The 22432-nt window shown below is 68.3% G+C and carries 22 protein-coding genes; 11 read left to right on the forward strand and 11 right to left on the reverse strand.

Annotated features, from left to right (window positions below):
• Positions 1-110 precede the first annotated feature (110 nt).
• Complete coding sequence (locus ACWEOI_RS11630) at positions 111-1406, reverse strand: DUF445 domain-containing protein (protein WP_452359586.1); 1296 nt, start codon at positions 1404-1406, stop codon at positions 111-113.
• 186 nt (positions 1407-1592) lie between these two features.
• Here ACWEOI_RS11630 and ACWEOI_RS11635 point away from each other — a divergent pair, with 186 nt between their 5' ends.
• The 3 genes from ACWEOI_RS11635 (at position 1593) to ACWEOI_RS11645 (ending at position 5205) form a co-directional block, all read left to right on the forward strand.
• Positions 1593-2333 carry a TetR family transcriptional regulator gene (locus ACWEOI_RS11635; RefSeq protein WP_433668845.1) on the forward strand — a complete coding sequence of 247 codons (741 nt, stop codon included), beginning with the start codon at positions 1593-1595 and terminating at the stop codon, positions 2331-2333.
• A 129-nt stretch (positions 2334-2462) separates the two neighbouring features.
• Positions 2463-3896, forward strand: a complete 1434-nt coding sequence (locus ACWEOI_RS11640) for an AarF/UbiB family protein (RefSeq protein ID WP_433668847.1) — start codon at positions 2463-2465, stop codon at positions 3894-3896.
• A gap of 67 nt (positions 3897-3963) precedes the next feature.
• Positions 3964-5205 (forward strand): saccharopine dehydrogenase family protein, encoded by a 1242-nt coding sequence (locus ACWEOI_RS11645; RefSeq protein ID WP_452359527.1) that lies wholly within the window; start codon positions 3964-3966, stop codon positions 5203-5205.
• 13 nt (positions 5206-5218) lie between these two features.
• Here ACWEOI_RS11645 and ACWEOI_RS11650 read toward each other — a convergent pair whose 3' ends face one another.
• On the reverse strand, positions 5219-6175 hold the full coding sequence (locus tag ACWEOI_RS11650; RefSeq protein ID WP_452359528.1) for a hypothetical protein: 957 nt from the start codon (positions 6173-6175) through the stop codon (positions 5219-5221).
• Between the two features lie 81 nt (positions 6176-6256).
• Here ACWEOI_RS11650 and ACWEOI_RS11655 point away from each other — a divergent pair, with 81 nt between their 5' ends.
• Positions 6257-6880 carry a TetR family transcriptional regulator gene (locus ACWEOI_RS11655; RefSeq protein ID WP_452359529.1) on the forward strand — a complete coding sequence of 208 codons (624 nt, stop codon included), beginning with the start codon at positions 6257-6259 and terminating at the stop codon, positions 6878-6880.
• A gap of 7 nt (positions 6881-6887) precedes the next feature.
• Here ACWEOI_RS11655 and ACWEOI_RS11660 read toward each other — a convergent pair whose 3' ends face one another.
• Positions 6888-7436, reverse strand: a complete 549-nt coding sequence (locus ACWEOI_RS11660) for a TetR/AcrR family transcriptional regulator (RefSeq protein ID WP_452359530.1) — start codon at positions 7434-7436, stop codon at positions 6888-6890.
• Positions 7437-7568: 132 nt separating this feature from the next.
• On the opposite strand from ACWEOI_RS11660, the gene ACWEOI_RS11665 reads away from it, so the two are divergent.
• The 5 genes from ACWEOI_RS11665 (at position 7569) to ACWEOI_RS11685 (ending at position 11700) form a co-directional block, all read left to right on the forward strand.
• Positions 7569-8504 carry an esterase/lipase family protein gene (locus ACWEOI_RS11665; RefSeq protein WP_452359531.1) on the forward strand — a complete coding sequence of 312 codons (936 nt, stop codon included), beginning with the start codon at positions 7569-7571 and terminating at the stop codon, positions 8502-8504.
• 126 nt (positions 8505-8630) lie between these two features.
• Positions 8631-9338, forward strand: a complete 708-nt coding sequence (locus ACWEOI_RS11670; protein ID WP_452359532.1) for an ESX secretion-associated protein EspG — start codon at positions 8631-8633, stop codon at positions 9336-9338.
• A gap of 49 nt (positions 9339-9387) precedes the next feature.
• Positions 9388-10239, forward strand: a complete 852-nt coding sequence (locus ACWEOI_RS11675; protein ID WP_433668860.1) for a PPK2 family polyphosphate kinase — start codon at positions 9388-9390, stop codon at positions 10237-10239.
• 88 nt (positions 10240-10327) lie between these two features.
• On the forward strand, positions 10328-11134 hold the full coding sequence (locus ACWEOI_RS11680; RefSeq protein ID WP_452359533.1) for a DsbA family protein: 807 nt from the start codon (positions 10328-10330) through the stop codon (positions 11132-11134).
• A complete protein-coding gene (locus ACWEOI_RS11685) occupies positions 11134-11700 on the forward strand; it encodes a vitamin K epoxide reductase family protein (protein WP_452359534.1) in 567 nt (188 codons plus the stop codon). Before ACWEOI_RS11680 ends, ACWEOI_RS11685 begins: the two co-directional genes overlap by 1 nt.
• A gap of 10 nt (positions 11701-11710) precedes the next feature.
• Here the strand turns inward: ACWEOI_RS11685 and ACWEOI_RS11690 are convergent, their stop codons facing one another.
• Both ACWEOI_RS11690 and ACWEOI_RS11695 read right to left on the reverse strand, forming a co-directional pair.
• Complete coding sequence (locus ACWEOI_RS11690) at positions 11711-12823, reverse strand: S1C family serine protease (RefSeq protein ID WP_452359535.1); 1113 nt, start codon at positions 12821-12823, stop codon at positions 11711-11713.
• Between the two features lie 85 nt (positions 12824-12908).
• Positions 12909-13646: a ZIP family metal transporter gene (locus ACWEOI_RS11695; protein ID WP_452359536.1), complete on the reverse strand. Its 738-nt coding sequence runs from the start codon at positions 13644-13646 to the stop codon at positions 12909-12911.
• 106 nt (positions 13647-13752) lie between these two features.
• Between ACWEOI_RS11695 and ACWEOI_RS11700 the strand changes: the two genes are divergently transcribed.
• Positions 13753-14805: an NAD(P)-dependent alcohol dehydrogenase gene (locus tag ACWEOI_RS11700; RefSeq protein ID WP_452359537.1), complete on the forward strand. Its 1053-nt coding sequence runs from the start codon at positions 13753-13755 to the stop codon at positions 14803-14805.
• 64 nt (positions 14806-14869) lie between these two features.
• On the opposite strand, the gene ACWEOI_RS11705 is transcribed toward ACWEOI_RS11700, so the two are convergent.
• The 6 genes from ACWEOI_RS11705 to aceA all read right to left on the reverse strand — a co-directional run bounded on the left by ACWEOI_RS11705 (position 14870) and on the right by aceA (position 21405).
• Entirely contained in the window at positions 14870-15061 is a 192-nt protein-coding gene (locus ACWEOI_RS11705; RefSeq protein ID WP_357281948.1) for an antitoxin, read from the reverse strand.
• A 77-nt stretch (positions 15062-15138) separates the two neighbouring features.
• The gene (locus tag ACWEOI_RS11710) at positions 15139-15519 is read right to left on the reverse strand and encodes a VOC family protein (protein WP_357281949.1); all 381 of its coding nucleotides are present in this window, start codon (positions 15517-15519) and stop codon (positions 15139-15141) included.
• Between the two features lie 110 nt (positions 15520-15629).
• The gene (locus ACWEOI_RS11715) at positions 15630-16334 is read right to left on the reverse strand and encodes a WYL domain-containing protein (protein WP_433668869.1); all 705 of its coding nucleotides are present in this window, start codon (positions 16332-16334) and stop codon (positions 15630-15632) included.
• A gap of 177 nt (positions 16335-16511) precedes the next feature.
• The gene (gene metE, locus ACWEOI_RS11720) at positions 16512-18827 is read right to left on the reverse strand and encodes a 5-methyltetrahydropteroyltriglutamate--homocysteine S-methyltransferase (RefSeq protein WP_452359538.1); all 2316 of its coding nucleotides are present in this window, start codon (positions 18825-18827) and stop codon (positions 16512-16514) included.
• Positions 18828-18974: 147 nt separating this feature from the next.
• Entirely contained in the window at positions 18975-19847 is an 873-nt protein-coding gene (locus ACWEOI_RS11725) for a 3-hydroxybutyryl-CoA dehydrogenase (RefSeq protein WP_433668873.1), read from the reverse strand.
• A gap of 268 nt (positions 19848-20115) precedes the next feature.
• Positions 20116-21405, reverse strand: a complete 1290-nt coding sequence (aceA, locus tag ACWEOI_RS11730; RefSeq protein WP_433668875.1) for an isocitrate lyase — start codon at positions 21403-21405, stop codon at positions 20116-20118.
• A gap of 515 nt (positions 21406-21920) precedes the next feature.
• On the opposite strand from aceA, the gene ACWEOI_RS11735 reads away from it, so the two are divergent.
• Positions 21921-22400 carry a DUF1772 domain-containing protein gene (locus ACWEOI_RS11735; RefSeq protein ID WP_452359539.1) on the forward strand — a complete coding sequence of 160 codons (480 nt, stop codon included), beginning with the start codon at positions 21921-21923 and terminating at the stop codon, positions 22398-22400.
• Positions 22401-22432 lie beyond the last annotated feature (32 nt).

The raw sequence follows: 22432 nt of genomic DNA on the forward strand, positions 1-22432 counted from the left end.
CAATTCTAGGACGGGGTGCTAACTCTTGCAAGCGCTCTGTTAGCACGCCTTATCGATGCCAGGTCGGCAAACACTCAGCGCTTCAACCGAAGCGCCAATTGGTCAATTGTTCAGCCATTGAACAGCAAATGCGAAACGGTGTAGATCACAAGGCCCGCAAGCGAACCCACGACGGTGCCGTTGATACGGATGAATTGCAGGTCCTTGCCGGCCGCCAATTCGATCTTGCGCGAAGCCTCCTCGGCATCCCAGCGCGCCACCGTGTCGCTGACCAGACCGGCGAACTCGGCGCCGTAGTTGGCGACCAGGTAACGGACGCCCCGCTCCAGCCAGCCGTCCACCTGATCGCGCATCGCCGGGTCCGAGGACAACCGCTCGCCCAACTGCAGGACGTTCTCCGACACCTTGCGCCGCAAGGTCGAATTCGGATCGTCGGCCGATTCCAGGATCACCCGCTTGGCCGCGCGCCAGGTGGCCTGCGCCATCCCGGTGACCTCGCGCCGGCCCATCAGCTCGGTCTTGATCTTTTCCGCCTTCTCGATCATCGCCTCGTCGAATTGCAGATCGTGGGCGAATTCCTCGAGGAAGCGATTCGCGGCCAGCCGCACCTCGTGATCGGGCTGGGTCCGCACCTTCCAGGTGAATTCCACCAGCTCGCGATAAATGCGTTCGGCCAGGAGCGAATTCACGAATTTCGGGGCCCACGAGGGCGCGTCCCGGTTCACGATGCGGTCGAGGGTCTCCTGCGAGTCCAGCGCCCACTGGTGCGCGCGCTCGGCCAGCAGGTCCAGCAGCGGGGCCTGCCGGTTGTCGGCGATCAACTCGTTGAGGACCTTGCCGATGGGCGGGCCCCACAGCGGTTCCGCGATCCGCTTCACGATGGTCTGGTCGATGATCTGCTCGACGTCCTCGTCGCGCAACACGCCGATCACCGCGCGCAGAATCGTCGCGCTCTCGTCGGAGATCCGTTCCGCGTTCGCCGGTTCGGCCATCCACCGGCCCAGCCGCAACGGAATCTGCGCGGAATTCACCTTGACGGCGACGGCGTCGGGCGAGAGGAAATTGGTGCGCACGAAGTCACCGAGGCCCTCACCCACCTGATCCTTCTTCTTGCGGATGATCGCGGTGTGCGGGATCGGCAGACCCAGCGGATGCCGGAACAGGGCGGTGACGGCGAACCAGTCGGCCAGCGCGCCCACCATGCCCGCCTCGGAGGCGGCCTTGACGTAGCCCACCCACTCCCCGCCCCCGCCGCGGGAACTGATCCACGCGCAGACGATGTAGATGACGGTGGCCACGGCCAGGAAGCCCGTCGCGATGGCCTTCATCCGCCACAGCTCGCGCTTCTTACCCTCTTCGTCCAGGAGATCGGCGAACGCTCCGCCGCCGGTGGGCATGGTCTTCATCGGCTTCGGCTCGGTCTGCTCGAGTACCCCGGCACTGCCGGTAGGTTGCTCCATGACTTCCATTCTGGCGCGTGATGTGACGGACTCCCCGCCACCGGGCCCTTCCCGAACGGCGGCGATCCACAGCATGGGAGGCTTAAGCTGAATAGGCCCAGGCCCAGGACGCGAACAAGGAGCCAACGCAGCGTGACCACCAAAGGCAGCGTGAGTGCAGCCGTCGAGGCTGCCACCGGTCCACGCGGGGGTCGTGTGGACGGTCGCAAACGTCGCTGGCAGCAGCACAAGATCGACCGACGCGAAGAACTGGTGGACGGCACCCTCGCCGCCATCCGCAAGCGCGGCGGCGATGCCGGAATGGACGAGATCGCCGCCGAGATCGGCGTCTCCAAAACCGTGCTCTACCGGTATTTCTCGGACAAGCAGGATTTGACCCGCGCCACCATGGAACGGTTCATCGAGACCACCCTGATGCCGCGCATCTACGGCGCCATCAGCGACGACCTCGACGAATACCAATTGGTCCGCAACACGCTGGCGGCGTACGTCCACACCGTGGATTCGGACACCGATGTGTACCGGTTCATCATGGGCAACGGCGCGGCGACCGACACCTCCACCCTCGCCGACTTCGAGAAGTTGTTCGCGCAGGTGGTCTCGGCGGTCATCATCGACAAGTCCTTCGACCGCGGCCTGCAGACCGAAGGCGCCATGCTGTGGTCCTACGTGCTGGTCGGCGGCGTGCAGCTGGCGACGGACTGGTGGATCTCCAACCGCACCATGTCCAGCGAGGAAATGCTCGACTACCTCACCATGATGGCCTGGAGCGCCATCGAGGGCATGGTCCGCGCGGGCGGCGACCGCCATTACTTCAACTCGCGCCCCCACGTGCTACCCGATGCGGAGAACAACCAAAACAGTGCTAGCTGACGGCTAGCACTGGAGTTCCCAGTGTGGTTAGTCTGAGGTCGGCGGAGCGCACCCTCTGAGACGCTCACATCACAGGGCTTCCGCCATGTCGGCACCAACGGGGGTGTTGGCTCCCATGGAGGGTCACTGATGGCGAAAGAGCTGCCCACATCCAGGCTCGCGCGGGGGACGAAGCTGGGAATCGCTGTAGCCGGTAATGCCTTGCGCGCCCAGAAGACCCGACGCTCCATGCGCGGCAGATCCGAGGCGGTGCGCGCCCGGATGGCCGAGGAATCCATGATCCGGGCCACCGAGCAGATGGTCATGGTGCTGGGCACCATGAAGGGCGTCGCCATGAAGCTCGGGCAGATGCTGTCGGTGCTGGATCTGGACCTGGTGCCGCCCGAGCATCGGGAGCGGTTCCAGCGGCGGCTCGCGGTGCTGCGCGACAGCGCGCCCTCGGTGTCGTTCGACGTGATGCGGGCGGTCATCGAGGAGGACTTCGGGCAGCCGCTGGAGCAGGTGTTCGCCGAATTCGATCCCGAACCCGTCGCCGCCGCCTCGATCGGGCAGGTCTACAAGGCGACCCTGCACGACGGCCGCGAGGTCGCGGTGAAGGTGCAGTACCCGGGCATCGACACCGCCGTGCGCGCGGACCTCAAGAACCTGGCCATGTTCCGCCGCATCCTGCAGTCCGCCATGCCCTGGGTGACCCCGGCCGTGCTCGACGAGCTGCGGCTGAACCTGGAGAGCGAACTCGACTACGTCGCCGAGGCCACCACCCAGAAGCAGATCTCGGACCTGTTCGCCGGGCACCCGTTCATCGTGGTGCCCACCACCTACCCGGAACTGTCCACCACCCGCGTGCTGGTCAGCGAGTACTTCCCCGGCCGCGGCTTCGAGGAGATCCGGGAAATGCCCGCCGCCGAACGGAATCGGATCGGCGAGATCATCTACCGGTTCTACGTGGGCTCGCTGTTCACCTTCAACGAGTTCTGCGGCGACCCGCACCCCGGCAACCTGCTGCTCGGCCCCGACGGCCGGGTCGCGTTCCTGGATTTCGGGCTCTACAACCGGATGGATCCCGAACACGTGCGCTTCGAGGCCGTCTGCATTCGCGCGGCCGCCGAGGAGCGGGCCGAGGACCTGCGCGACCTCATGGTGCAGCGCGGCGTCATCGAGTCGCCCGAGGAGATCACGCCCGAGGAATGCCTGGAATACGTGCTCGCCGCGTGTGAATGGGCGCTGGTGGACGAGGAACTCACCATCACCCCGGAATTGGCCTCGGGCGCCTTCGTCCTCGCGGTGGACCCGCGGGCCACCGACTTCGAGGGCATGAAACAACAGAATCTGCCGCCCGAGCACCTGTTCTCCCGCCGCGCCGACTTCCTGACCTTCGGCATGCTCGGGCAGCTGGAAGCGACCGGCAACTGGCATCGCATCGCGCGCGAGTGGCTGTACGGGGACGACCCGGTCACCGAACTCGGCCGCGCCCATCACGAATGGCTGGCGAGCCGACCGGCTCCCACGCCCACCACCGGGGCACCCACCAAGAAGCCCCGCAAGCGCGCCGCCAAGGCGTGACAACCCCAACTCGCGGGGCTCTCTGGGGCTTCGCCCCCGAACCCCCAGGAACAGATTGGTGAGACCTGTGGCCGCAAGGGAATTCGACATAGCGTTATTCGGGGCGACCGGCTTCGTGGGGAAGCTGACCGCGCAGTATCTGGTGGAGGCGGCGCCCGCGGGCGCGCGTATCGCGCTGGCCGGCCGCTCGCTGGAGAAGCTGGCCGCCGTCCGCGCGGAACTCGGCCCGCTCGCCGCGGAATGGCCGCTGGTGCAGGCGGATTCGACGGATCAGGAGAGCTTGAACGCGCTGGCGGCGCGGACCAAGGTGGTCGTCACGACCGTGGGTCCGTACCTGCGCTACGGGTTCCCGTTGGTCCAGGCGTGCGCGGAGAACGGCACGCACTACGCCGATCTGACCGGCGAGCCGCTGTTCATCCGCGAATGCATCGACCGGTTCGGCGACAAGGCCGCCGAGACCGGCGCGAAGATCGTCAATTCCTGCGGCTACGACTCGATCCCGTCGGATCTGAGCGTGTACCAGCTCTACAAGCGCAGCGTCGACGACAATGCCGGTGAGCTCACCGACGTCACCCTGGTGGCGTGGCTCAAGGGCGGAATGAGCGGCGGCACCATCGATTCCGGGCGCGCCATGATGGAGGCCATCGCCGCGGATCCGGCCAAGGCGTCGGTCATGTCGCACCCGTATTCGCTGAGTCCCGACAAGTCCATGGAACCCGATGTCGGCCGCCAGTCCGACCAGGCGTGGTCCCGGGCCTCGGACATCGACCCGAGCCTGAACGGCTGGGTGGCGACATTCATCATGGGCGCGCACAACAGCAAGGTGGTGCGCCGCTCGAACGGCCTGCTGGGCTGGCCGTACGGCAAGAACTTCCGCTACCGCGAGGTGATGAGCGCGGGCTCGTCGGCCACCTCGCCGCTGGTCGCCGCCGGTATCGCGGGCGGCATCGTGGCCACCATGGCGACCGGCGCGGTGTTGTCGCGGGTGGCGCTGGGCCGCAAGCTGCTCGACCGGATCGTGCCCGCGCCGGGCACCGGTCCGAGCGAGCAGGCCCGCCGCAGTGGCTGGTTCACCATGCGCACCTTCGCCCACACCACCTCGGGCGCCAAGTACGAGTGCACCTTCGCGGGCAAGGGCGACCCCGGCTACCAGGCCACCTCGGTCATGCTCGGCCAGGCCGGTCTCTGCCTGGCCTTCGACGACCTGCCGGAGCTGGCGGGCATCCTCACCCCCGCCTCGGCCATGGGTGACGCGCTGACCGAGCGACTGCGCACCGCCGACATCACCATCGAGGTCACCCCGGTCTGACCGGGCTCGGCGGTCACGCCGGGGCGCTGTACTTCGCGATCAGCTCGCGATACTTCTCGAAGGCCGGCTTCGGCGTGTAATCCGAACGCAGAAGCCCGAATTCGAGGTTCATATCGCCCTGGTCGCTGTACGAATCGCGGAGGCCGAAGTGCTCGTAGGTGGTGATGCCGAGTTCGTCGGCCAGGCCGTCGACGAGCTCGACCACGGTCTCGAGCACCTCGGCCTGCCGCGCGTAGGACCGTCCCGGCCCGGTGGCCCAACCGTTTTCGCTGATGTGGATGGGTGTCGTGGCTGGTATGCCCGCGGCGGCGAGGCTGTCGCGCCGGAAGCCCCTCAGCACCGCCGTGGCGGCAGCTTCCAATTCCGAGGCCGGTAGCGGCCGGAAGACGTCGGGGAAGAAGTCCAGCCCGACATAGTCCAGCGCGTCGGTGAATTCGCGGCCGCCCAGGCGGCCGAGGTCCGTCCAGTACTCCTGCCCCGGATCGAAGGCCGGCGCCGCGTTGCAGCCGATGCGCACCGCGAGGCCGAGCCGATCCACCTCCGCGCGAGCGGCCAGCACTCCCTCGACCACGGCCCGCCGGACCTGCGGGAAGTCGCCGTTGCCGCCGGGGCCGGCGTGGTTGGGCTCCTGCGCGATCTGCAGCGAGGACAGCACCGGCCCGTACTCGCGAATCTGCTCGAGCAGGAACGCGAGCCAGCCGGTGAGGTCGTCGCCGGGCTCGTGGAAACACACCGCCAGATCGAGGGTCCGACGCGCCCCGGCGTACTGCCACGGCCGTGGCGGGGCCTCCTGGAATCCGCCGCGCGCATCGCTGTACAGGACGTATCCGCGCACCACGAACGGGTGTTCGCCGTGCAGTTCGTCGAGGGCGGCCGCGATGCGGTCGGTCCGTTCCGGCGGTCCGGGGGTGACATTGCCGTACTGGTCGCCGCCGAGCCCGCCCGCGTAGATGCCGAATCCGAGAGTCATGCCCCGACCGTACCTAGAATTTTGGTGTCACACCATTTTTAGTGTCACACCTATACTGGCCGCGACCGGAAGGAGCGATCGTTGGCACTGCGCGAGGAGAAGAAGGCCGCCACCCGGACCGCACTGGCCGACGCGGCCATGGCGCTGTTCGCGGAGAAGGGGTTCGACAAGGTCACCGTGGCGGAGGTCGCGCGGGCGGCGAACGTGTCGGTCAATACCGCGTTCAACTACTTCCCGACCAAGGAGGACCTGTTCTTCGACCGTCAGGACGAGGTCGTGGACCGGCTCGCGGCGGCGGTGCGGGATCGCGAACCGGGCGAGTCGGCCGCGGCGGCGGTGCGGCGCTCCTTCCTCGACCGGGTGCGCCGGGACGATCCGACGCTCGGCCTCGCGCCCGCCGCCGCCACCTTCTGGCAGCTGATCGACGACAGCCCGGCACTGCGAGCACGCTTGCTGCGACTCGGCGAGCAGACCGAGAACACCCTCGCCGAGGTACTGGCCGAGGCCACCGGCGCGGGTGCGGACGATCCCGTGCCGCGGCTCGTCGCGGCAGCTCTCGCGGGCCTCGATCGCGCACTGCACGCCGAGATCCGCCGCGCCATCCTGGCGGGCGCGGCCCCGGAGACGGTGCGGGCCACGGCGATTCGAGCGGCCACCGAAGGATTCGACGCGGCCGTGACGGGGCTCGCCGACGGCGAGCGGTGAGCCCCGGTCAGCCCGCGGTGCGGTCGATCAACGCGGTGAGCGCGACGCGGAGGTCGGGGCGGGCCGCGCCGGAATACAGTTCGGCCAGCGCGATCTCGGCGACCATGGCGATCACCAGATGTGCCACGGCGGGAGGATTCCCCCAGCCCAGCGTTTCGATATCGGGGGCGATCATGGCGGCCACGAGCTGATTGCGGGCCGTCACCTCGTCGAGCAGGTCCGCGTCGGTGCGGGATTGGGCCAGGAAGGCCTTCGTGCCGCGAGTCGCGAGGCAGGCGTCGAGGTACGCGGCGAGGCCGGTGTGGAGGCGGGCCGGGCCCGGCTCGAGCTCGCCGATGGCGGCGAGGACCAAGGTGGTCAGCTCGTCGTGATAGCGCCGGTGCAGGGCCACCACGTAGCTGCGGCGATCCGGGAAGTGGTGGTAGAAGGTGCCTTTCGCCATCCCCGCCGCCTGCACGACGGCGTTCACGGACAGTCCGGCCAGGCCCGTGCGGGCGGCCACGTCGGCCCCCGCGTCGAGCAGGGCGTTGCGGCCGGGTTCCGCCGGTCGTGGCATGGCCGAAATCCTTTCCTGGGCCGAGGCTTTCCCCGAGGGTACATCGCGAGCTAGCCTATGACCGACCGGTCGGTCATGCCCGGCGCGCTGGGGGCGCCGGGCGTACGACCGCCACGAACACCGGGAGCATCCATGTCGCGATCGGCCACCGGCCGTCTCACCCTCGCCGCCTTGTTCACCGCGAGCCTGTGCGCCGGCGCCCTCACCGGCCCGGCCACCGCCGACCAGCCCGATCCGTCGTACAGCTATTTCGGCGGGCTGGCCGCCGAGCTCACCGCGCCGGGGCAGCCGCCGCCGGGCGCGAACGACTGGTCCTGCACACCGACCGCGGCGCACCCGAATCCGGTCGTCCTGCTGCACGGGCTGGGCAATGAGACCGTCGGCTGGAACACCCTGTCGCCGGTGCTCGTCAACGCCGGATACTGCGTCTTCACCACGACCTACGGCACGGGCGCGCTCGGACCGATCATGGGCGCGGTGACGCCGGTCGAGACCAGCGCCCGGCAGATCTCCGACTTCATCGACCGGGTGCGCGCCGAAACCGGTTCGGACAAGGTCGATCTCGTCGGCCATTCGATGGGCGGCGCGGTCCCCTTCTTCGCCCTGAACCACCTCGGCGCGGCTCCGAAGATCGACCACTACGTGGCGCTGGCCGCGCCGCTGCACGGCTCGACGGTGAGCGGTCTGGCGAGCCTGCAACCGCTGCTCGAATCCACCGCACCCGGAATGGAATTGGCGGCGCAGTGCGGTCCCTGCCAGCTGTCGCCCGGTTCGCGAATCGCGGTGGACCTGAACCCGGACCCGGCCATCGCCCCCGCGATCCGGTTCACCACGGTGGTGTCCCGCTACGACGAGATCGCCACCCCCTGGACCACCGGCCTGCTCGACGGTCCGAACGTCGACAATGTGGTGCTGCAGGACCTGTGCGCGACCGACTACACCGAGCACTTCGAACTGCCCGCCGATCCGGTGGCGGTGCGGGTGGTGCTCAATGCCCTCGATCCCGGACACGCCCGGCCGGTGTCCTGCACGGTCGTGCTGCCGTTCGCGGGACCGCCGGTCCGATAGAAATCCTCCGCCCGAATGCGACAGGTCACGAACTGCGGTCGAGCGCGACGACCAGCACCCGCAGAATCTCTCCGGTAGGGTCGCGGGCGGGACGGAGGTGGTTACCGAGAAAGGGGGGTCGGCCACGTGAAATGGATCCTGACCCCGGACGAGTTCGCGATCATCTGGACCCGCGAAACCGATCTGGAACGCCGTCCCTACCCGCTCGACACGAGCCCCCCGGCCACCGAGAACCCCGGCGGCGCATCGCGATTCGGCCCGCTGGCGCTGGGCGCGCCGATGCCGCGCCACCTGCGCCGCACCGATCCGGACCTGGCCGCCGCCCTGGCGCTGTGCGCCCGCACCGACACCACGACCGTCACCCTCTACGGCGAACGCACGGCCCGGCCCGGCGCCCGGCGCATTCTCGCCTTCGCGGCGGTGGGCCAGCAGCGGGCCGGGATCCTGGTCTCGATGCCGGACGCGGTGACCGTATCCCTGTGTCCCGCCGAGCATCTGGGACGGGAGCTGGTGGAGATCATCGGATCCGCGCCGCCCGGACGGCTGGACACGCTGCGCGAACCCCAGCAGGCCGTGCTGTATCCCGACGCCGCCGGAGCCGGGGAGGAAGCGGATCGCTTCCGCCGCAAACTGCGCGAGCCCGTGGACGGGCGCGGCTTCATCACCGTCTCGGTGGAACCGGCGAATCCGCTCTCGCCGCCGACCCGGCATCGCACCTGGCTCGACTTCTCCGGCGACGGCCGCTACCTGCTCACCACGGCCGCCGATCTCACGCTGACCCCGGTCACCGACGAGGAACTGGCCGCCCAGCTGGTGCACCTGGCCCGGGTGTGATTCGGCGCGGTTGCCTGCGGGAAACCACGCCGCGTGCTACGCATGACGAATGGCGAAGGCGACATCCTGGTCCAAACCGGTCACCAAGGCGCTACGCGCCGACGGCATCTCGGTCGCGGACCTGAATCCGTCCACGACTCCGGGCTTCAAGGGCGACAAGCGTGCCGGTGAGGCCCTGCTCGAGGAGCGCCGCTCGGTGCTGTCGGATCTGCAGGAGAAGCTCTACGCCAACGGCCGCTCCGGCGACACCCGCAGTGTGCTGCTGGTGCTGCAGGGCATGGACACCGCGGGCAAGGGCGGCATCGTCCGGCACGTGATCGGCTCGGTCGACCCGCAGGGCGTGGATCACGCGGCCTTCGGGGTGCCGACCGCCGAGGAGCGCAAACACCACTATCTGTGGCGGATCCGCAAGCAGCTGCCGCGCGGCGGGCAGCTCGGCGTGTTCGACCGCTCGCACTACGAGGACGTGCTGGTGGTGCGGGTGCACGAGCTGGTCCCGCCGGACGTGTGGGGCAAGCGCTACGACGAGATCAACAAGTTCGAGCGCAAACTCGTCGACGACGGCACCACCGTGGTGAAGGTCGCCATGTTCGTCTCCCTCGACGAGCAGAAGAAGCGGCTCATGCAGCGGCTGGAACGCCCCGACAAGTACTGGAAGTTCAATCCCGCCGACATCGACGAGCGCGGCTACTGGCCGCAGTACCAAGAGGCGTACCAGGCGGTCCTGGATCGCACCAACACCGACTACGCCCCCTGGTACGTGCTGCCCTGCGACTCCAAGTGGTACGCCCGGCTGGCCGTCACGGAACTGCTGATCGACGCCCTGCAGGGCCTGAAACTGGACTGGCCGCCGGCCGGGTTCGATATCGACGAGCAGAAGAAGCGCCTCGCGCGGGCGTGATCCCTGTCCCCCACACGCCCGCTTGCTGGTTTCTCTCAGGTTCGCGGGTGAAGATGGGCCCGCACATGTCGTGACTACGGAAGGTGTGGTGAGCGCAGAGGTGAGCAACAAACCGGGTCGGAACCCGCTGGCGCAGGCGGCCAAGGCCGACCGCAACCGCAGGATCCTCATTCAAGTGGCGGTGGCCGTCGTCCTGCTCGGCCTGATCGCCGGCATCGGCATCACCTTGGCGACGCGCAAGCACAACGACGACAAGGCCGCCGAGAGCTCGAACACGTTCCACTGGAATGCCGAGCAGGCCGCGCTGGTGCCGCCGAACCTCACCCCCGAGGGCGCGATCCGGATCGACAACGCCGCCGCCCCCGCGCCCGCGGGCAAGCAGAAGGTGTCCGTGCGCGTGGTCGCCGACGTGCAGTGCCCCGCCTGCAACATGTTCGAGAAGGCCAATGCCGACGCGCTGGTCAAGGCCGTCCAGGGCGGCCAGGCGGTGGTGGACTACAACATCATCACCTTCCTCGACCGCGCCTCCAACGGCAATCAGTTCTCCACCCGCGGGGCCGCGGCCGCGTACGTGATGTACGAGGCCGACCCGTCGAAGTTCCAGGCCTGGCTGTCCGCCATGTACGAGCACCAGCCCAAGGAGGGCGGCAACGGCATGAGCGACGACCAGCTCATCAAGATCGCCAAGGACTCCGGGTACACCGATCCGGCTGTGGCCCAGGCCATCAAGGACGGCAAGTACACCACCTGGGTGAAGCAGCAGACCGACAAGGTCTTCGCCACCGGTGTGAAGTCCACCCCGACGGTGTACGTGAACGGCACCCAGGTGTCCGACTCCCAGGCCCTCATGTCCTCCGGCGGCATGACCTCGGTGATCGAGAACGCGAGCAAGTGATGATCTCCGCGGGACCCCGATCGGCGTGGCCGCTGCTGCTGGCCGCGCTGATCGGCTGGGGGGCCTCGGTCACGTTGCTGGTCGAGAAGTTCAAGTCGCTCACCGAACCCGGCTACCGGCCGTCGTGCACGATCGACTCGACGCTGTCGTGCACCACGGTGATGGCGGACAAGACGGCGTCGCTGTTCGGATTCCCGAATCCGATCATCGGTGTCGTGGGCTTCTCGGTGGCCGTCACCATCGGCGTACTGCTGGTATGCGGAATCTCCTTGCCGCGCTGGTTCGTCGGAGGTCTGTGGCTGGGCCTGCTGCTCGGTGTGGCCGCGATCGGCTGGCTGGTCTGGGACGCGACCTTCCGGATCCACGCGCTGTGCCCGTGGTGCATGGTGGTCTGGGTCGTAACCCCGGCCATGCTCGCCATCGTGACGGGCCTGATGTTCGGGCGCGGGCGCGGAGTGGCACAGATCGTCGCGGAGTGGCGATGGACGCTGGTCGCCGTGTTCTACGCGGTGGTCATCCTGATCGTGTACGTCCAGTTCCAGTCGTACTGGAACAGCAAGTTCTGATCGGCCGGGGCTAGTTCGGCGGGCCGACGGTGAGGGTCACATTCACCGTCCGGCGCGCCCCGCCCGGTTCGCTGATCTCGAGCCGCACCACATCGTCCGGTTTATGGGCGTTGAGTGCGGCTTTCAGCATTTGTGAGCCCGTGATGGGGCGATCGTCGACGGCGGTGATGACCTCGCCGTCGGCGAGCCCGGCCTCGTAGGCGGGCTGTCCGTAGATGGCGACGTCGATGCGCGCGCCCGCCGGCGCCCCCGACTGCGGGGACGGCTGCGCGTCGGAGGTGAGGATGCCGAGGGTGGCGGTGGGGCCGATGTGCACGGTGTCGGTCGGTGTGCCGGAATGGATCTGGCGGACCACGCCCATGGCGGTGTCGATGGGCACCGCGTACCCGTTGGGCCCCTTGCCCACCGCCTTCGCCGCCTCGCCGGAGGCGGCGGTGACGACCCCGATCACCGAGCCGTAGCGGTCCACCAGCGCGCCGCCGGACTGCCCGGCGGCGACCGCGGCCGCGACCTCGATCATGCCGCGCAACGACTTCCGCGTGAGGTCGGCCGAATTGCGCGCCACGATGGACGAATCCAGATTGGTGATGGGCCCGCCCACCGCGGTCGGCGATCCGGTGCCGCCCGCATTGCCGATGGCCAGCACGTCGTCGCCCACGTGCAGCGGGGCGGAACTGCCGATCCGGGCGACCGGGAGCCCGCCCGCGCCCTGCAGATCCAGCAGGGCGATATCGGCCATGGCGTCGTATCCGGCCACGACGGCGGTGTAGACGGCGCCGGTGCCGACATCCGAAACCGTCACGGTGTCAGCGCCTTTGATGACGTGATGGCTGGTGAGCACCTCCCCCTCGGCGCTGAGCACGATGCCGGATCCGGCCGCGCCCATGCCGTAGGGGCGGATGCCCGCGGTGATGTTGACCAGCGCCGGTTCCGCGACGCGCGAGACCAGGGTGACGTCCAGCGGAGGCAGCGGCGGGCCGGTCAGTCCGGCGGTGGCGATCTGGTCGCCGAAGGGCCAGCGGGGCAGTTCGCCGCGGTAGCCGAGGAATCCGGTGATGCCGAGTACGACCACCACGATCAGCGCGAGCACCCGGCCGCCGCCACCGCGTCTGTCGCTGTCCACGGACCCTCCCGATTGCGGTTCGCCCGCCGGCTCGAGCAAGTGTCTCTCTACCGGTGTACCAGCATTTCCCCGGCCCGTTGCGCATTCAGTGGCTGAGTGCCGCGACGCCCAGCATGAACAACACCCCGGCCAGGGTGCACACCAGCGGTCCCCGAGCCGGTTTGCCCGCGTGTGCCTCGGGCAGGATATCGGCCGTGGCGAGGTACAGCAGGAAGCCCGCGAAATAACCCAAGAACAGTCCGACCAGTCCGGATGGGACGCGGACCACCGTGCCGATCACGGCGCCGATCACCGGCGCGGCCGCGTCCAGCCCGAGCATGATCAGGCCGCGCTTGCGGGCATTGCCGTACAGCGTGGTCAGCGTGAAAGTGTTGAATCCGTCCGCGAAGTCGTGGCAGATGACCGCGATCGCCACCGCCACACCGGTCGCCGCGCCCGCCTGGAAACCGAAGCCGATGCTCAGACCGTCGAGCGTGCTGTGGAAGACCAGCCCGCCCGCGGCCATCAGCCCCAGCGAACTGAAGTCGTGATTGTGCTGGTGAGCGACGAATTCGTCCTCGTAGCCGGTGTGGATCGCCATGGACCGCTCGATCACGTGCACGGTGAAGAAGCCGACCACCGCGGCCAGCAGCGGCACCGGCACCCCCAGCACCTCGCTGTCGTCGAGCTCCAGCGCCTCGGGCATCAGGTCGAACGCCACCACACCGAGCATGACGCCCGCGGCCAGCCCCAGCACCAGGCGCTTGCGCTCGCCGATGCGCACCGCCAGCAGCCCGCCCACCAGGGTCGAGCACATCGACAACAGGGCCAGCAGAATCGCCATTCCGCCAGCATGCCGACCGATTGCGGGGCCGTCGGCGCGGCGCGCCGGGGTGGGAAAACGGACGGATGGTTTGAGCTCCAGGGCATGCCGGAGTAGGCATGACTGCATGAGCACCGCTACCGCCTATGCCGTGAACGCCCCGGACGGGTCCTTCGAGAAGGTCGCCATCGAGCGCCGCGAACTCGGCCCCCACGACGTGCTGATCGACGTGAAGTACGCGGGCATCTGCCACTCCGACATCCACACCGCCCGCGACGAATGGCACGGGACCGCCTACCCGTGCGTGCCCGGCCACGAGATCGCCGGAATCGTGGCCGCCGTCGGCTCCGAGGTGACCCGGCACCGGGTCGGCGACCGCGTCGGCGTGGGCTGTCTGGTCGGCTCGTGCGGCGAGTGCGAGCCCTGCGTGGCCGGGGAGCAGCAGTACTGCACCCGGGGCGCGGTGTGGACCTACAACTCCCCCGTGTCCGCCGAACAGCAGGCCGGCGGGCGCACCCTCGGCGGCTACTCCACGCAGATCGTGGTGACCGAGGACTTCGTGCTGTCCATCCCCGAGGGCATCGGGCTGGATGTGGCCGCGCCGCTGCTGTGCGCGGGCATCACCCTGTTCTCGCCGCTGCGGCATTGGAACGCCGGGCCCGGCAAGCGGGTCGCCATCATCGGCATGGGCGGGCTCGGGCACATCGGCGTGAAGATCGCCGCCGCAATGGGCGCGGAGGTGACCGTGCTCAGCCACTCGCTGTCCAAGCAGGAGGACGGCCGCCGGTTCGGCGCGCACCACTATTACGCCACCGGCGACCGCGCCACCTTCAAGCAGCTGCGCGGCGCCTTCGACCTGATCATCAACTCCGTGTCCGCCGACCTGCCGATCGAGGACTACCTCAAGCTGCTGCGCCTGGACGGCAGCCTGGTGGCGCTGGGCCTGCCGGACCAGCCCTACAGCATCCGGGCCTCCGTGCTGTCGGGCTTCCGCCGCTCCCTGTCCGGCTCCATGATCGGCGGCATCGCGCAGACCCAGGAGATGCTGGACTTCTGCGCCGAGCACGGCATCGGCGCGGAGATCGAGGTCATCCCCGCGGACCGCATCGACGACGCCTACGAGCGCGTGATCGCCTCCGACGTGCGGTACCGCTTCGTCATCGACGCCGCCACCATGTGACACCGCGGGGCATTTCGCACCGGCCGCTGCGAAATACCCCGCGCCGCACGTGATTCACCGACGGCTACTGGCCCGACTGCTCGCGCAGGGCCTGCTTGGCGGCGTCCTGCACCTTGTCCACCGCGCCGGCGAACTTGCCGTCGGTCTGCTGGTCCAGCGCGTCGCCGGCCTTGTCGATCAATGGCTCCAGCTTGTCGGCGTGCTGGCCCGCCAGCTCCGCCGCCTTGCCCGCCGCGTCCTTCAACTGATCGAACATGCCCACGGTCCACACTCCTGTCTCGAAACAACGTCCAGGACAGGCTATCTCCGTACGACGGGCGGGACCGGCGCCGCTCAGTTCGCGGGCGGCGGGCTGAAGACGCCGAAGCGGTTGCCGGAGGTGTCGAGCAGTTCGGCGAAGACCAGGCCGTTCTTGGCGGTCATGGGCTGCAGGAACACCTTGCCGCCCTGCTTCTCGGCCGCGGCCAGGGTCGCGGCGACGTCCTGGACCAGCACGTAGAAGATGGCGTGGTTGGCCGAGGCGTCGTCGACGTGCGCGAGGCCGCCGGCGGGCATCTCGTTGCCCGGGTAGGTGATGAGGTCGTAGCCGCTGTCCTGGTCCGGGTCCTGGGCGAAGTTCCAGCCGAACAGGCCGTTGTAGAAGGTCTTCACCGAGTCGGGCTGGTCGCTGCCGACCTGGAACCAGGCGACGGTGTTGAAGGGCGGGGTGGTCATGGCTGTCTCCCGTGCGGTCGTCGTGGATTTCTCGTTCCCCACCACGATCTCGCCGCCCGGCGACAACCCCCTGTCGGTGTTTCCCGATCTTTTGTCGGTGTTTTCCGGACCTAGCCGAGCGAGATCATCCGGATCTCGTGCACCGGCTCGGCGGGGCTGCACGTCTCGATGGACCGCTCCGGCCCGATCCGCTCGGTCAGCTCGATCGCCTTCATCCGGTCGAGCCGGAAATTGCGCGGTTCGTCGCGCAACAGGCACCAGCCCAGCAGGTACCAGCCCCGGCCGCCGTGCAACAGGGCCACCGGTTCCACCTCGCGCTCACTGAGCACGCCCGCCCGATCCAGGTATTCGATGCGCAGCACCCGCCGCGCCACCACGGCCTGCTCCACCTCGGGCGGCACCGGCATGGGCGCGATCGCCTCGGGCGATTCCAGCAGCCGCACCCGCAACGCCAATTGCCTTGCGGCGGCGGCGTTCTGGGCGGACATGGCGGCCAGGATCTTGCGCAGCGCGCTGCGCCCCGCGTCGGCGAACGGACCGCCGTCGGCGCGCGCCACCGCGACGGCCAGCGCCACCGCCTCGGCCGCGGTGAAGTTCAGCGGCGGCAGCGACATGCTCTTCTCCAGCGCGTACCCGCCCCGCCGCCCCACATCGGCGTAGATGGGCACCCCCGACTGCTGGAGCGCGCTGATGTCCCGCTCGACCGTGCGCACGCTCACCCCGTGCCGCGCGGCGAGTTCCCGTGCGGTGCGCAGGCGCGGCGACACCGCCCGCAACTCCTCGACGATCGCGTAGAGCCGGTCCGTGCGGTTCACGCCCACACCCTAGCGAGGCCCACCGACAATTCCGGAGGCCCGCGGACCTACTTTCCCTGCTGGTCCGGCGGTATCTGATCGCCCTTCTGGTCGTGACCGATTCGTGACAGCGAACGCGCGGAACCCCGGTCCGATCGGCGGATCGAACCGGGGTTCCGGGGTGAGAACGCTACGGCCTCAGGCGGTTTCGCCCGCGGCCGCTTCCGCGCGGCGGCGGACCCGGCGGGCGGCGGCCACCAGATTGCGCAGCGACGGATCCAGCTGCCAGTGGTGGCGGGTCTTGAGACCGCCGTCCGGGTTGGCCCACAGCCGTTCCGGGCTGACGGCCTCGGCGGCCGCGGTGAGCAGCTCGTCCAGTTCGTCGATGTCCGGGATCCGCGCGGACCGCGATTCGTAGACGCCGGGGCCGACGCCGTGGGTGAGGCCGCGGCCCTCGGCGCAGTCCTCCTTCAACGCCTCCAGCACCCATTCGATCGAGCGGGTGGCGACGATGGCGGTGACGTCGGCGTCGAGTTCCTCGATGGCCGCCACGACGTCGCCGCGGCTGGAATAGCCGATGTGCGTGTGGATCTGGGTCTCCGGCTTGATGCCGGAGGTGGCCAGCTTGAACGCGCCGACCGCCCAGCGCAGGTACTCGGCCTGCCCCTTCTTGCGCAGCGGCAGCAGCTCGCGGATGGACGGCTCGTCCACCTGGATGATGGCGATGCCCGCCTTCTCCAGGTCCACGACCTCGTCGCGGATGGCCAGCGCCACCTGGTCGGCGGTCTCGTAGAGCGGCTGGTCCTGACGCACGAAGGAGCGGGCCAGCATAGTGACCGGACCGGTGACCATGCCCTTGACCGGCTTGTCGGTGAGCGACTGCGCGTACGCCGTCCACGACACCGACATCGGCTCGGGGCGGGCCACGTCGCCGTACACGATCGGCGGCCGCACACAGCGGGAGCCGTACACCTGCACCCAGCCGAAGTGGGTGGTGGCCATGCCGTCCAGCTGTTCGGCGAAGAACTGGATCATGTCGTTGCGCTCGTGCTCGCCGTGCACCAGCACGTCCAGGCCGATGTCCTCCTGCAACCGGATGGTGGACTCGATCTCGGCTTCGATGCGCTTGCGGTACTCGTCGAACGACAGCCGGCCCTGACCGAGGTCGTGGCGCGCCTGCCGGGCGGTCGGGGTCTGCGGGAACGAGCCCAGCGTGGTGGCGGGCACCAGCGGCAGCCGAAGTTTGGCCTGCTGCGCCAGCTTTCGCGTCTCGTACGGTTCGCGCACCCGCATCTGCGGGGTCACGGCGTAGACGCGCTGGCGCACCGCGTGCTTCTGCTTGAAGTGCACCGAGGTCGGCTTCTTGCGCCACTTCTCCGAGGGGCCCTCGGTGAGCGCCTTGGCCAGCGAGACCACTTCCAGCACCTTCTGCTTGGCGAAGGCGAGGCGGTCGGCGACATTGCCCTCCAGCTCGTATTCGCGCAGCACGTCGTAGGGCACGTGCAGCAGCGAGGCGCCGGTGGACACCACCATGTCGGGGCAGACCTGGGCGAGCGCGTTGAGGTATTCCAGCGTCACGTACCGGTCGGCGCGCCACACATTGGTGCCGCTGATGACGCCGGCGTAGAGCCGCTTGCGCTTGATGCCGGGGATGGCGGCCAGGTCCTCGGGCCGGACCCGGTAGCTGGCCAGGTCCAAGCCGATGGCCTCGACCGCCGTGCGGCACAGGATTTCGGTGGCCTCACCGAAATCGCCGTACGAGCCGGTGACCAGCATGCGCGGACGCAGCGGGGCCTTGGACAGCCGCTGGTAGGTCTTCTCGAACAGCTCCATGGTGGACGGCGAGCGGTCGCTGGTGAAACAGGGCTCGTCGAGCTGCACACAGGTGGCGCCGCGCTTGGCGAGCACCTCGAACAGTTCCTCGTACACCGGTAGCAGCTTGTCGAGCAGCACCAGCTTGTCGAATTCGGTTTCGCCGGGCACGTGTCCGGTCTTGGACAGCAGCAGCAGCGACAGCGGGCCGAGCACCACCGGACGCAGCTCGATGCCCGCGGCCTTCGCGCGGTCGAACTCGTCGAGCAGCGCTTCGGGGTGCAGCGAGAACTCGGTGTCGGTCTCGAGTTCCGGCTGCCGGTAGTGGTACGGCGTGTTCAGCAGCTTGACCAGCTCGAGCGGCGGCAGATCGGGCCGGCCGCGAGCCATCAGGAAGTAGAAGTCCAACGGGTCCAGGTCGTCCCGGAAGGGCTCGAACCGCTGCGGGACCGCGCCGAACAGCAGCGCGTTGTCGAGAACGTGGTCGTAGAAGGAGAAGGTGTTGCCGGGGACCTGGGTCAACCCGGTGGCAGCCAGCTCCAGATACTGACTCTCCTGAATCTCGCGCCCGACCGCGAGCAGTTCGTCACGGGAAAGCGTGCCGTGCCAATACGACTCGAGTGCACGCTTGAGTTCGCGGTGTTGCCCGATCCGCGGGTAACCCAGAATGCTGGACCCGAATCCGTCGGCGACGTTGACCATGAGAAGGACACTCCTTCCGAGCTGCGGGCCGGAATCGACCTGTTTGCAGCTTATGCCCGGTGAAGGTGGACGCCGCCACATGCCCGGCGACGCGCACCTGGGTAGAGAACGCGCGGCGCTCTCACGAGCGCCGCGCGGATCAGGAACTCAAGCGCGGTTGTACTGGTAGAAGCCCGCTCCGGCCTTCTTACCGAGGAGACCCGCTTCGACCATGCGCATCAGCAGCGGCGGCGCGCTGTAGAGCGGCTCCTTGAACTCCGAGTACATGGAGTCGGCGATGGACTTCACGGTGTCGAGGCCGACCAGGTCGGTCAGCGCCAGCGGGCCCATCGGGTGGGCACAGCCCAGCACCATGGCCTTGTCGACGTCTTCCTTGGTGGCGAAACCGGATTCGACCATCCGGATGGCCGAGAGCAGGTAGGGCACCAGCAGCGCGTTGACCACGAAACCGGAGCGGTCGGCGGAACGCACGACCTGCTTGCCCAGCACGTCGGCGGCGAACTGCTCGGCGCGCTTGGTGACGGTCTCGGTGGTCTTGAGGGTGGTGACCAGCTCGACGAGCGGCAGCACCGGCACCGGGTTGAAGAAGTGCATGCCGACCACCCGCTCCGGGTTGTTGGTCGCCACGGCGATCTTCATGATCGGAATGGAGGAGGTGTTGGAGGCCAGCACCGCGTTGGGGTCGGTGACGACCTTGTCGAGTTCGCTGAAGATCGCGGTCTTCACGTCCTCGTTCTCCACGACAGCCTCGACCACCAGCTGGCGGTCGGCGAAGTCGCCGAGGTCGCTGGTGAAGCGCAGCCGCCAGGCGGTCTGCTCGCGCTCACGCTCGGTGATCTTGCCGCTGGACACCCCGCGGTCCAGCGACCGCAGGATGCGGGCGCGGCCGGCGGCGGCGAGTTCGCGGGTCTGCTCGAAGACGAGGACGTCGACGTGTGCCCGGGCGCAAACCTCTGCGATGCCCGCACCCATCTGTCCCGCGCCGATGATGCCGACGCGCTGAATCTTCTCTGTGCTCACGGTCCCGCTCCTGCTCTTTGGCCGTCGTGGCTGTGGATGAAGGCGTCGTACCGAACCGACCCTGCGCCTTCTTAAGGTCTTCGAAAAACGGTGGTGCAAAAAACGCTATAGGAAAATGCCCTCCCCGCCGGGGCTGTCGACGGGAAGGGCGGGTGAACACCGCCGGGAGGACAATTGCCGATCCTCCCGGCGGGTTCGGGTTCCCGGGACGGCGGAGGTTGTGATGCGACTACCGCCCCGGGCACAGGTTCTCGGAACCTGTGATGGCTCAGTGGAACTGGCCCTCTTCGGTCGAGCCCTTCAGCGCAGCGGTGCTGGTGTTGGGGTCGACGGTGGTGGCGATGGTGTCGAAGTAGCCGGCGCCGACCTCACGCTGGTGCTTGACGGCGGTGAAGCCACGCTCGGCGGCGGCCTTGAACTCGCGCTCCTGCAGGTCGACGAACGCGGTCATGCCCTCGCGAGCGTAGCCGTGCGCCAGGTCGAACATGCCGTAGTTCAGCGAGTGGAAGCCGGCCAGGGTGATGAACTGGAACTTGAAGCCCATGGCGCCCAGCTCACGCTGGAACTTCGCGATGGTGGCGTCGTCCAGGTGCGCCTTCCAGTTGAAGGACGGCGAGCAGTTGTAGGCCAGCAGCTGGTCCGGGAACTCGCTGCGAACCGACTCGGCGAACTTGCGCGCGACCTCGAGGTCCGGCACGCCGGTCTCCATCCAGATGAGGTCGGCGTAGGGGGCGTAGGCCTTGGCACGCGCGATGCAGGGCTCGATGCCGTTCTTGGTGCCGAAGAAGCCCTCGGCGGTGCGGGTGCCGTCCAGGAACTCGCGGTCGCGCTCGTCCACATCGGAGGTGATGAGGGTGGCGGCCTCGGCGTCGGTGCGGGCGATGATCACCGACGGCACGTCGGCGACGTCGGCGGCCAGACGCGCGGAGGTCAGGGTGCGGATGTGCTGCTGGGTGGGGATCAGCACCTTGCCGCCCAGGTGGCCACACTTCTTCTCGGAGGCCAGCTGGTCCTCCCAGTGCACGCCGGCCGCGCCGGAGGCGATCATGGCCTTCTGCAGCTCGTAGGCGTTCAGCGCGCCACCGAAGCCGGCCTCGGCGTCGGCGACGATCGGGGCCAGCCAGTTGGCGACCGAGGTGTCACCCTCGACCTTGGCGATCTCGTCGGCGCGCAGCAGCGCGTTGTTGATGCGACGCACCACGGCCGGGACCGAGTTGGCCGGGTACAGCGACTGGTCCGGGTAGGTGTGGCCGGAGAGGTTGGCGTCACCGGCGACCTGCCAACCGGACAGGTAGATGGCCTTCAGGCCGGCGCGAACCTGCTGCACGGCCTGGTTGCCGGTGAGGGCGCCCAGCGAGTTGATGTAGTCCTCGTTGTTGACGAGATCCCAGAGGATCTCGGCACCACGGCGAGCGAGGGTGTGCTCCTCGACGACGGTGCCCTGCAGCTTCACGACCTGCTCGGCGGTGTAGTTGCGGGTGACGCCCTTCCAGCGGGGGTTGGTGTCCCAATCCTGCTGGAGTTCCGCAGCGGTCTTCGGGGTGCCGACCTTCGACATCTCTGACTCCACTTCTTCGTTCGGTCTCGGTAAGCCCCGCGAGTCGAACTTCTGAGGAAAGTCCGACCACTGCTGGAGCGGCAATTTGCAGACTTGCTAGGCCCGCGAGGTGTACTTCCACACGATGGCACAGGAAAAAATGTCCGTCTACCTGTTGCAAGTGTGAATCCCCGCTAGCTTTCACCGGCATCTTGCTAAGCCTGCAAAATTTGCCTGTTAATAGCAGCGGTGGAATCTACTCGCCGGTAGCGCTGACGTGCAGTTTTGCATAACGCCCGTACTGTTTGGGTGATGCGGGCCACCGGTGCATGACGCGCCGACGGCCGTCCAGATGTGAGCACCTTCACAGCACAGTGTGATCTTGGTTGTTGTGAGGCATGCCACCGGGGTCCGATTTCCAGACCGTTCGGTCGACTGGGAACAAGTTTCTAGCGACGCTAGACAATCTAGCCGGAGTCTTGTTATCGTTGCTTCAGTTCCTAGCACCGCTAGATTTCAGCCGAAAGAGGCCCCCGATGTTCATCCTGACCGGCCAGATCCTCGTCGCCCTCGCGATCCTCGCCAATGCCGTCGTCTACGGAACCGACTGGTCCGTCGCCCTCATTACCCGGTCCGTCTACCGCGACCACCTCGACGACGCGACCGTCACGATCAGCGCCGGCTGGGGCCACTACTACGGCGACAAGCGCATGCCGATCTTCGGCGCCGGCGGCGTCGTCACCGCTGTCCTCGCCCTCGGCTGCGCGATCGCCGCCGGACAGGCCGCCGCCGCGGTGGCCGCCGGACTCGCGCTCGCCGCCCTGCTCACCTGGCTGGCCTGCTACGTCCTCATCGCCAAGCCGATCAACACCGCGCAGACCGCGGCCGCACAGACCGGCGTCATCCCCTCCGATGCCCGTGCGCTGCAGGACAAGTGGGACAGCATCCTCAACGCTCGGGTCGCCCTGCAGACCATCGCCCTGTCCGGCCTGATCGCCGCCCTGGCCCTGTTCTGACCGCCACCCCACCCCGGCACGCGCGAGGCCCC

The organism is Nocardia sp. NPDC004340, assembly GCF_053602575.1.

What these genes read in the sequence shown, in the direction of transcription:
- ACWEOI_RS11630 (WP_452359586.1), bottom strand. Translation starts at nt 1,406, where the DNA reads ATGAAGACCATGCCCACCGGCGGCGGAGCGTTCGCCGATCTCCTGGAC.
- ACWEOI_RS11640 (WP_433668847.1), top strand. Translation starts at nt 2,463, where the DNA reads ATGGCGAAAGAGCTGCCCACATCCAGGCTCGCGCGGGGGACGAAGCTG.
- ACWEOI_RS11650 (WP_452359528.1), bottom strand. Translation starts at nt 6,175, where the DNA reads ATGACTCTCGGATTCGGCATCTACGCGGGCGGGCTCGGCGGCGACCAG.
- ACWEOI_RS11660 (WP_452359530.1), bottom strand. Translation starts at nt 7,436, where the DNA reads ATGCCACGACCGGCGGAACCCGGCCGCAACGCCCTGCTCGACGCGGGG.
- ACWEOI_RS11665 (WP_452359531.1), top strand. Translation starts at nt 7,569, where the DNA reads ATGTCGCGATCGGCCACCGGCCGTCTCACCCTCGCCGCCTTGTTCACC.
- ACWEOI_RS11675 (WP_433668860.1), top strand. Translation starts at nt 9,388, where the DNA reads ATGGCGAAGGCGACATCCTGGTCCAAACCGGTCACCAAGGCGCTACGC.
- ACWEOI_RS11685 (WP_452359534.1), top strand. Translation starts at nt 11,134, where the DNA reads ATGATCTCCGCGGGACCCCGATCGGCGTGGCCGCTGCTGCTGGCCGCG.
- ACWEOI_RS11695 (WP_452359536.1), bottom strand. Translation starts at nt 13,646, where the DNA reads ATGGCGATTCTGCTGGCCCTGTTGTCGATGTGCTCGACCCTGGTGGGC.
- ACWEOI_RS11700 (WP_452359537.1), top strand. Translation starts at nt 13,753, where the DNA reads ATGAGCACCGCTACCGCCTATGCCGTGAACGCCCCGGACGGGTCCTTC.
- ACWEOI_RS11705 (WP_357281948.1), bottom strand. Translation starts at nt 15,061, where the DNA reads ATGTTCGATCAGTTGAAGGACGCGGCGGGCAAGGCGGCGGAGCTGGCG.
- ACWEOI_RS11710 (WP_357281949.1), bottom strand. Translation starts at nt 15,519, where the DNA reads ATGACCACCCCGCCCTTCAACACCGTCGCCTGGTTCCAGGTCGGCAGC.
- metE (WP_452359538.1), bottom strand. Translation starts at nt 18,827, where the DNA reads ATGGTCAACGTCGCCGACGGATTCGGGTCCAGCATTCTGGGTTACCCG.
- aceA (WP_433668875.1), bottom strand. Translation starts at nt 21,405, where the DNA reads ATGTCGAAGGTCGGCACCCCGAAGACCGCTGCGGAACTCCAGCAGGAT.
- ACWEOI_RS11735 (WP_452359539.1), top strand. Translation starts at nt 21,921, where the DNA reads ATGTTCATCCTGACCGGCCAGATCCTCGTCGCCCTCGCGATCCTCGCC.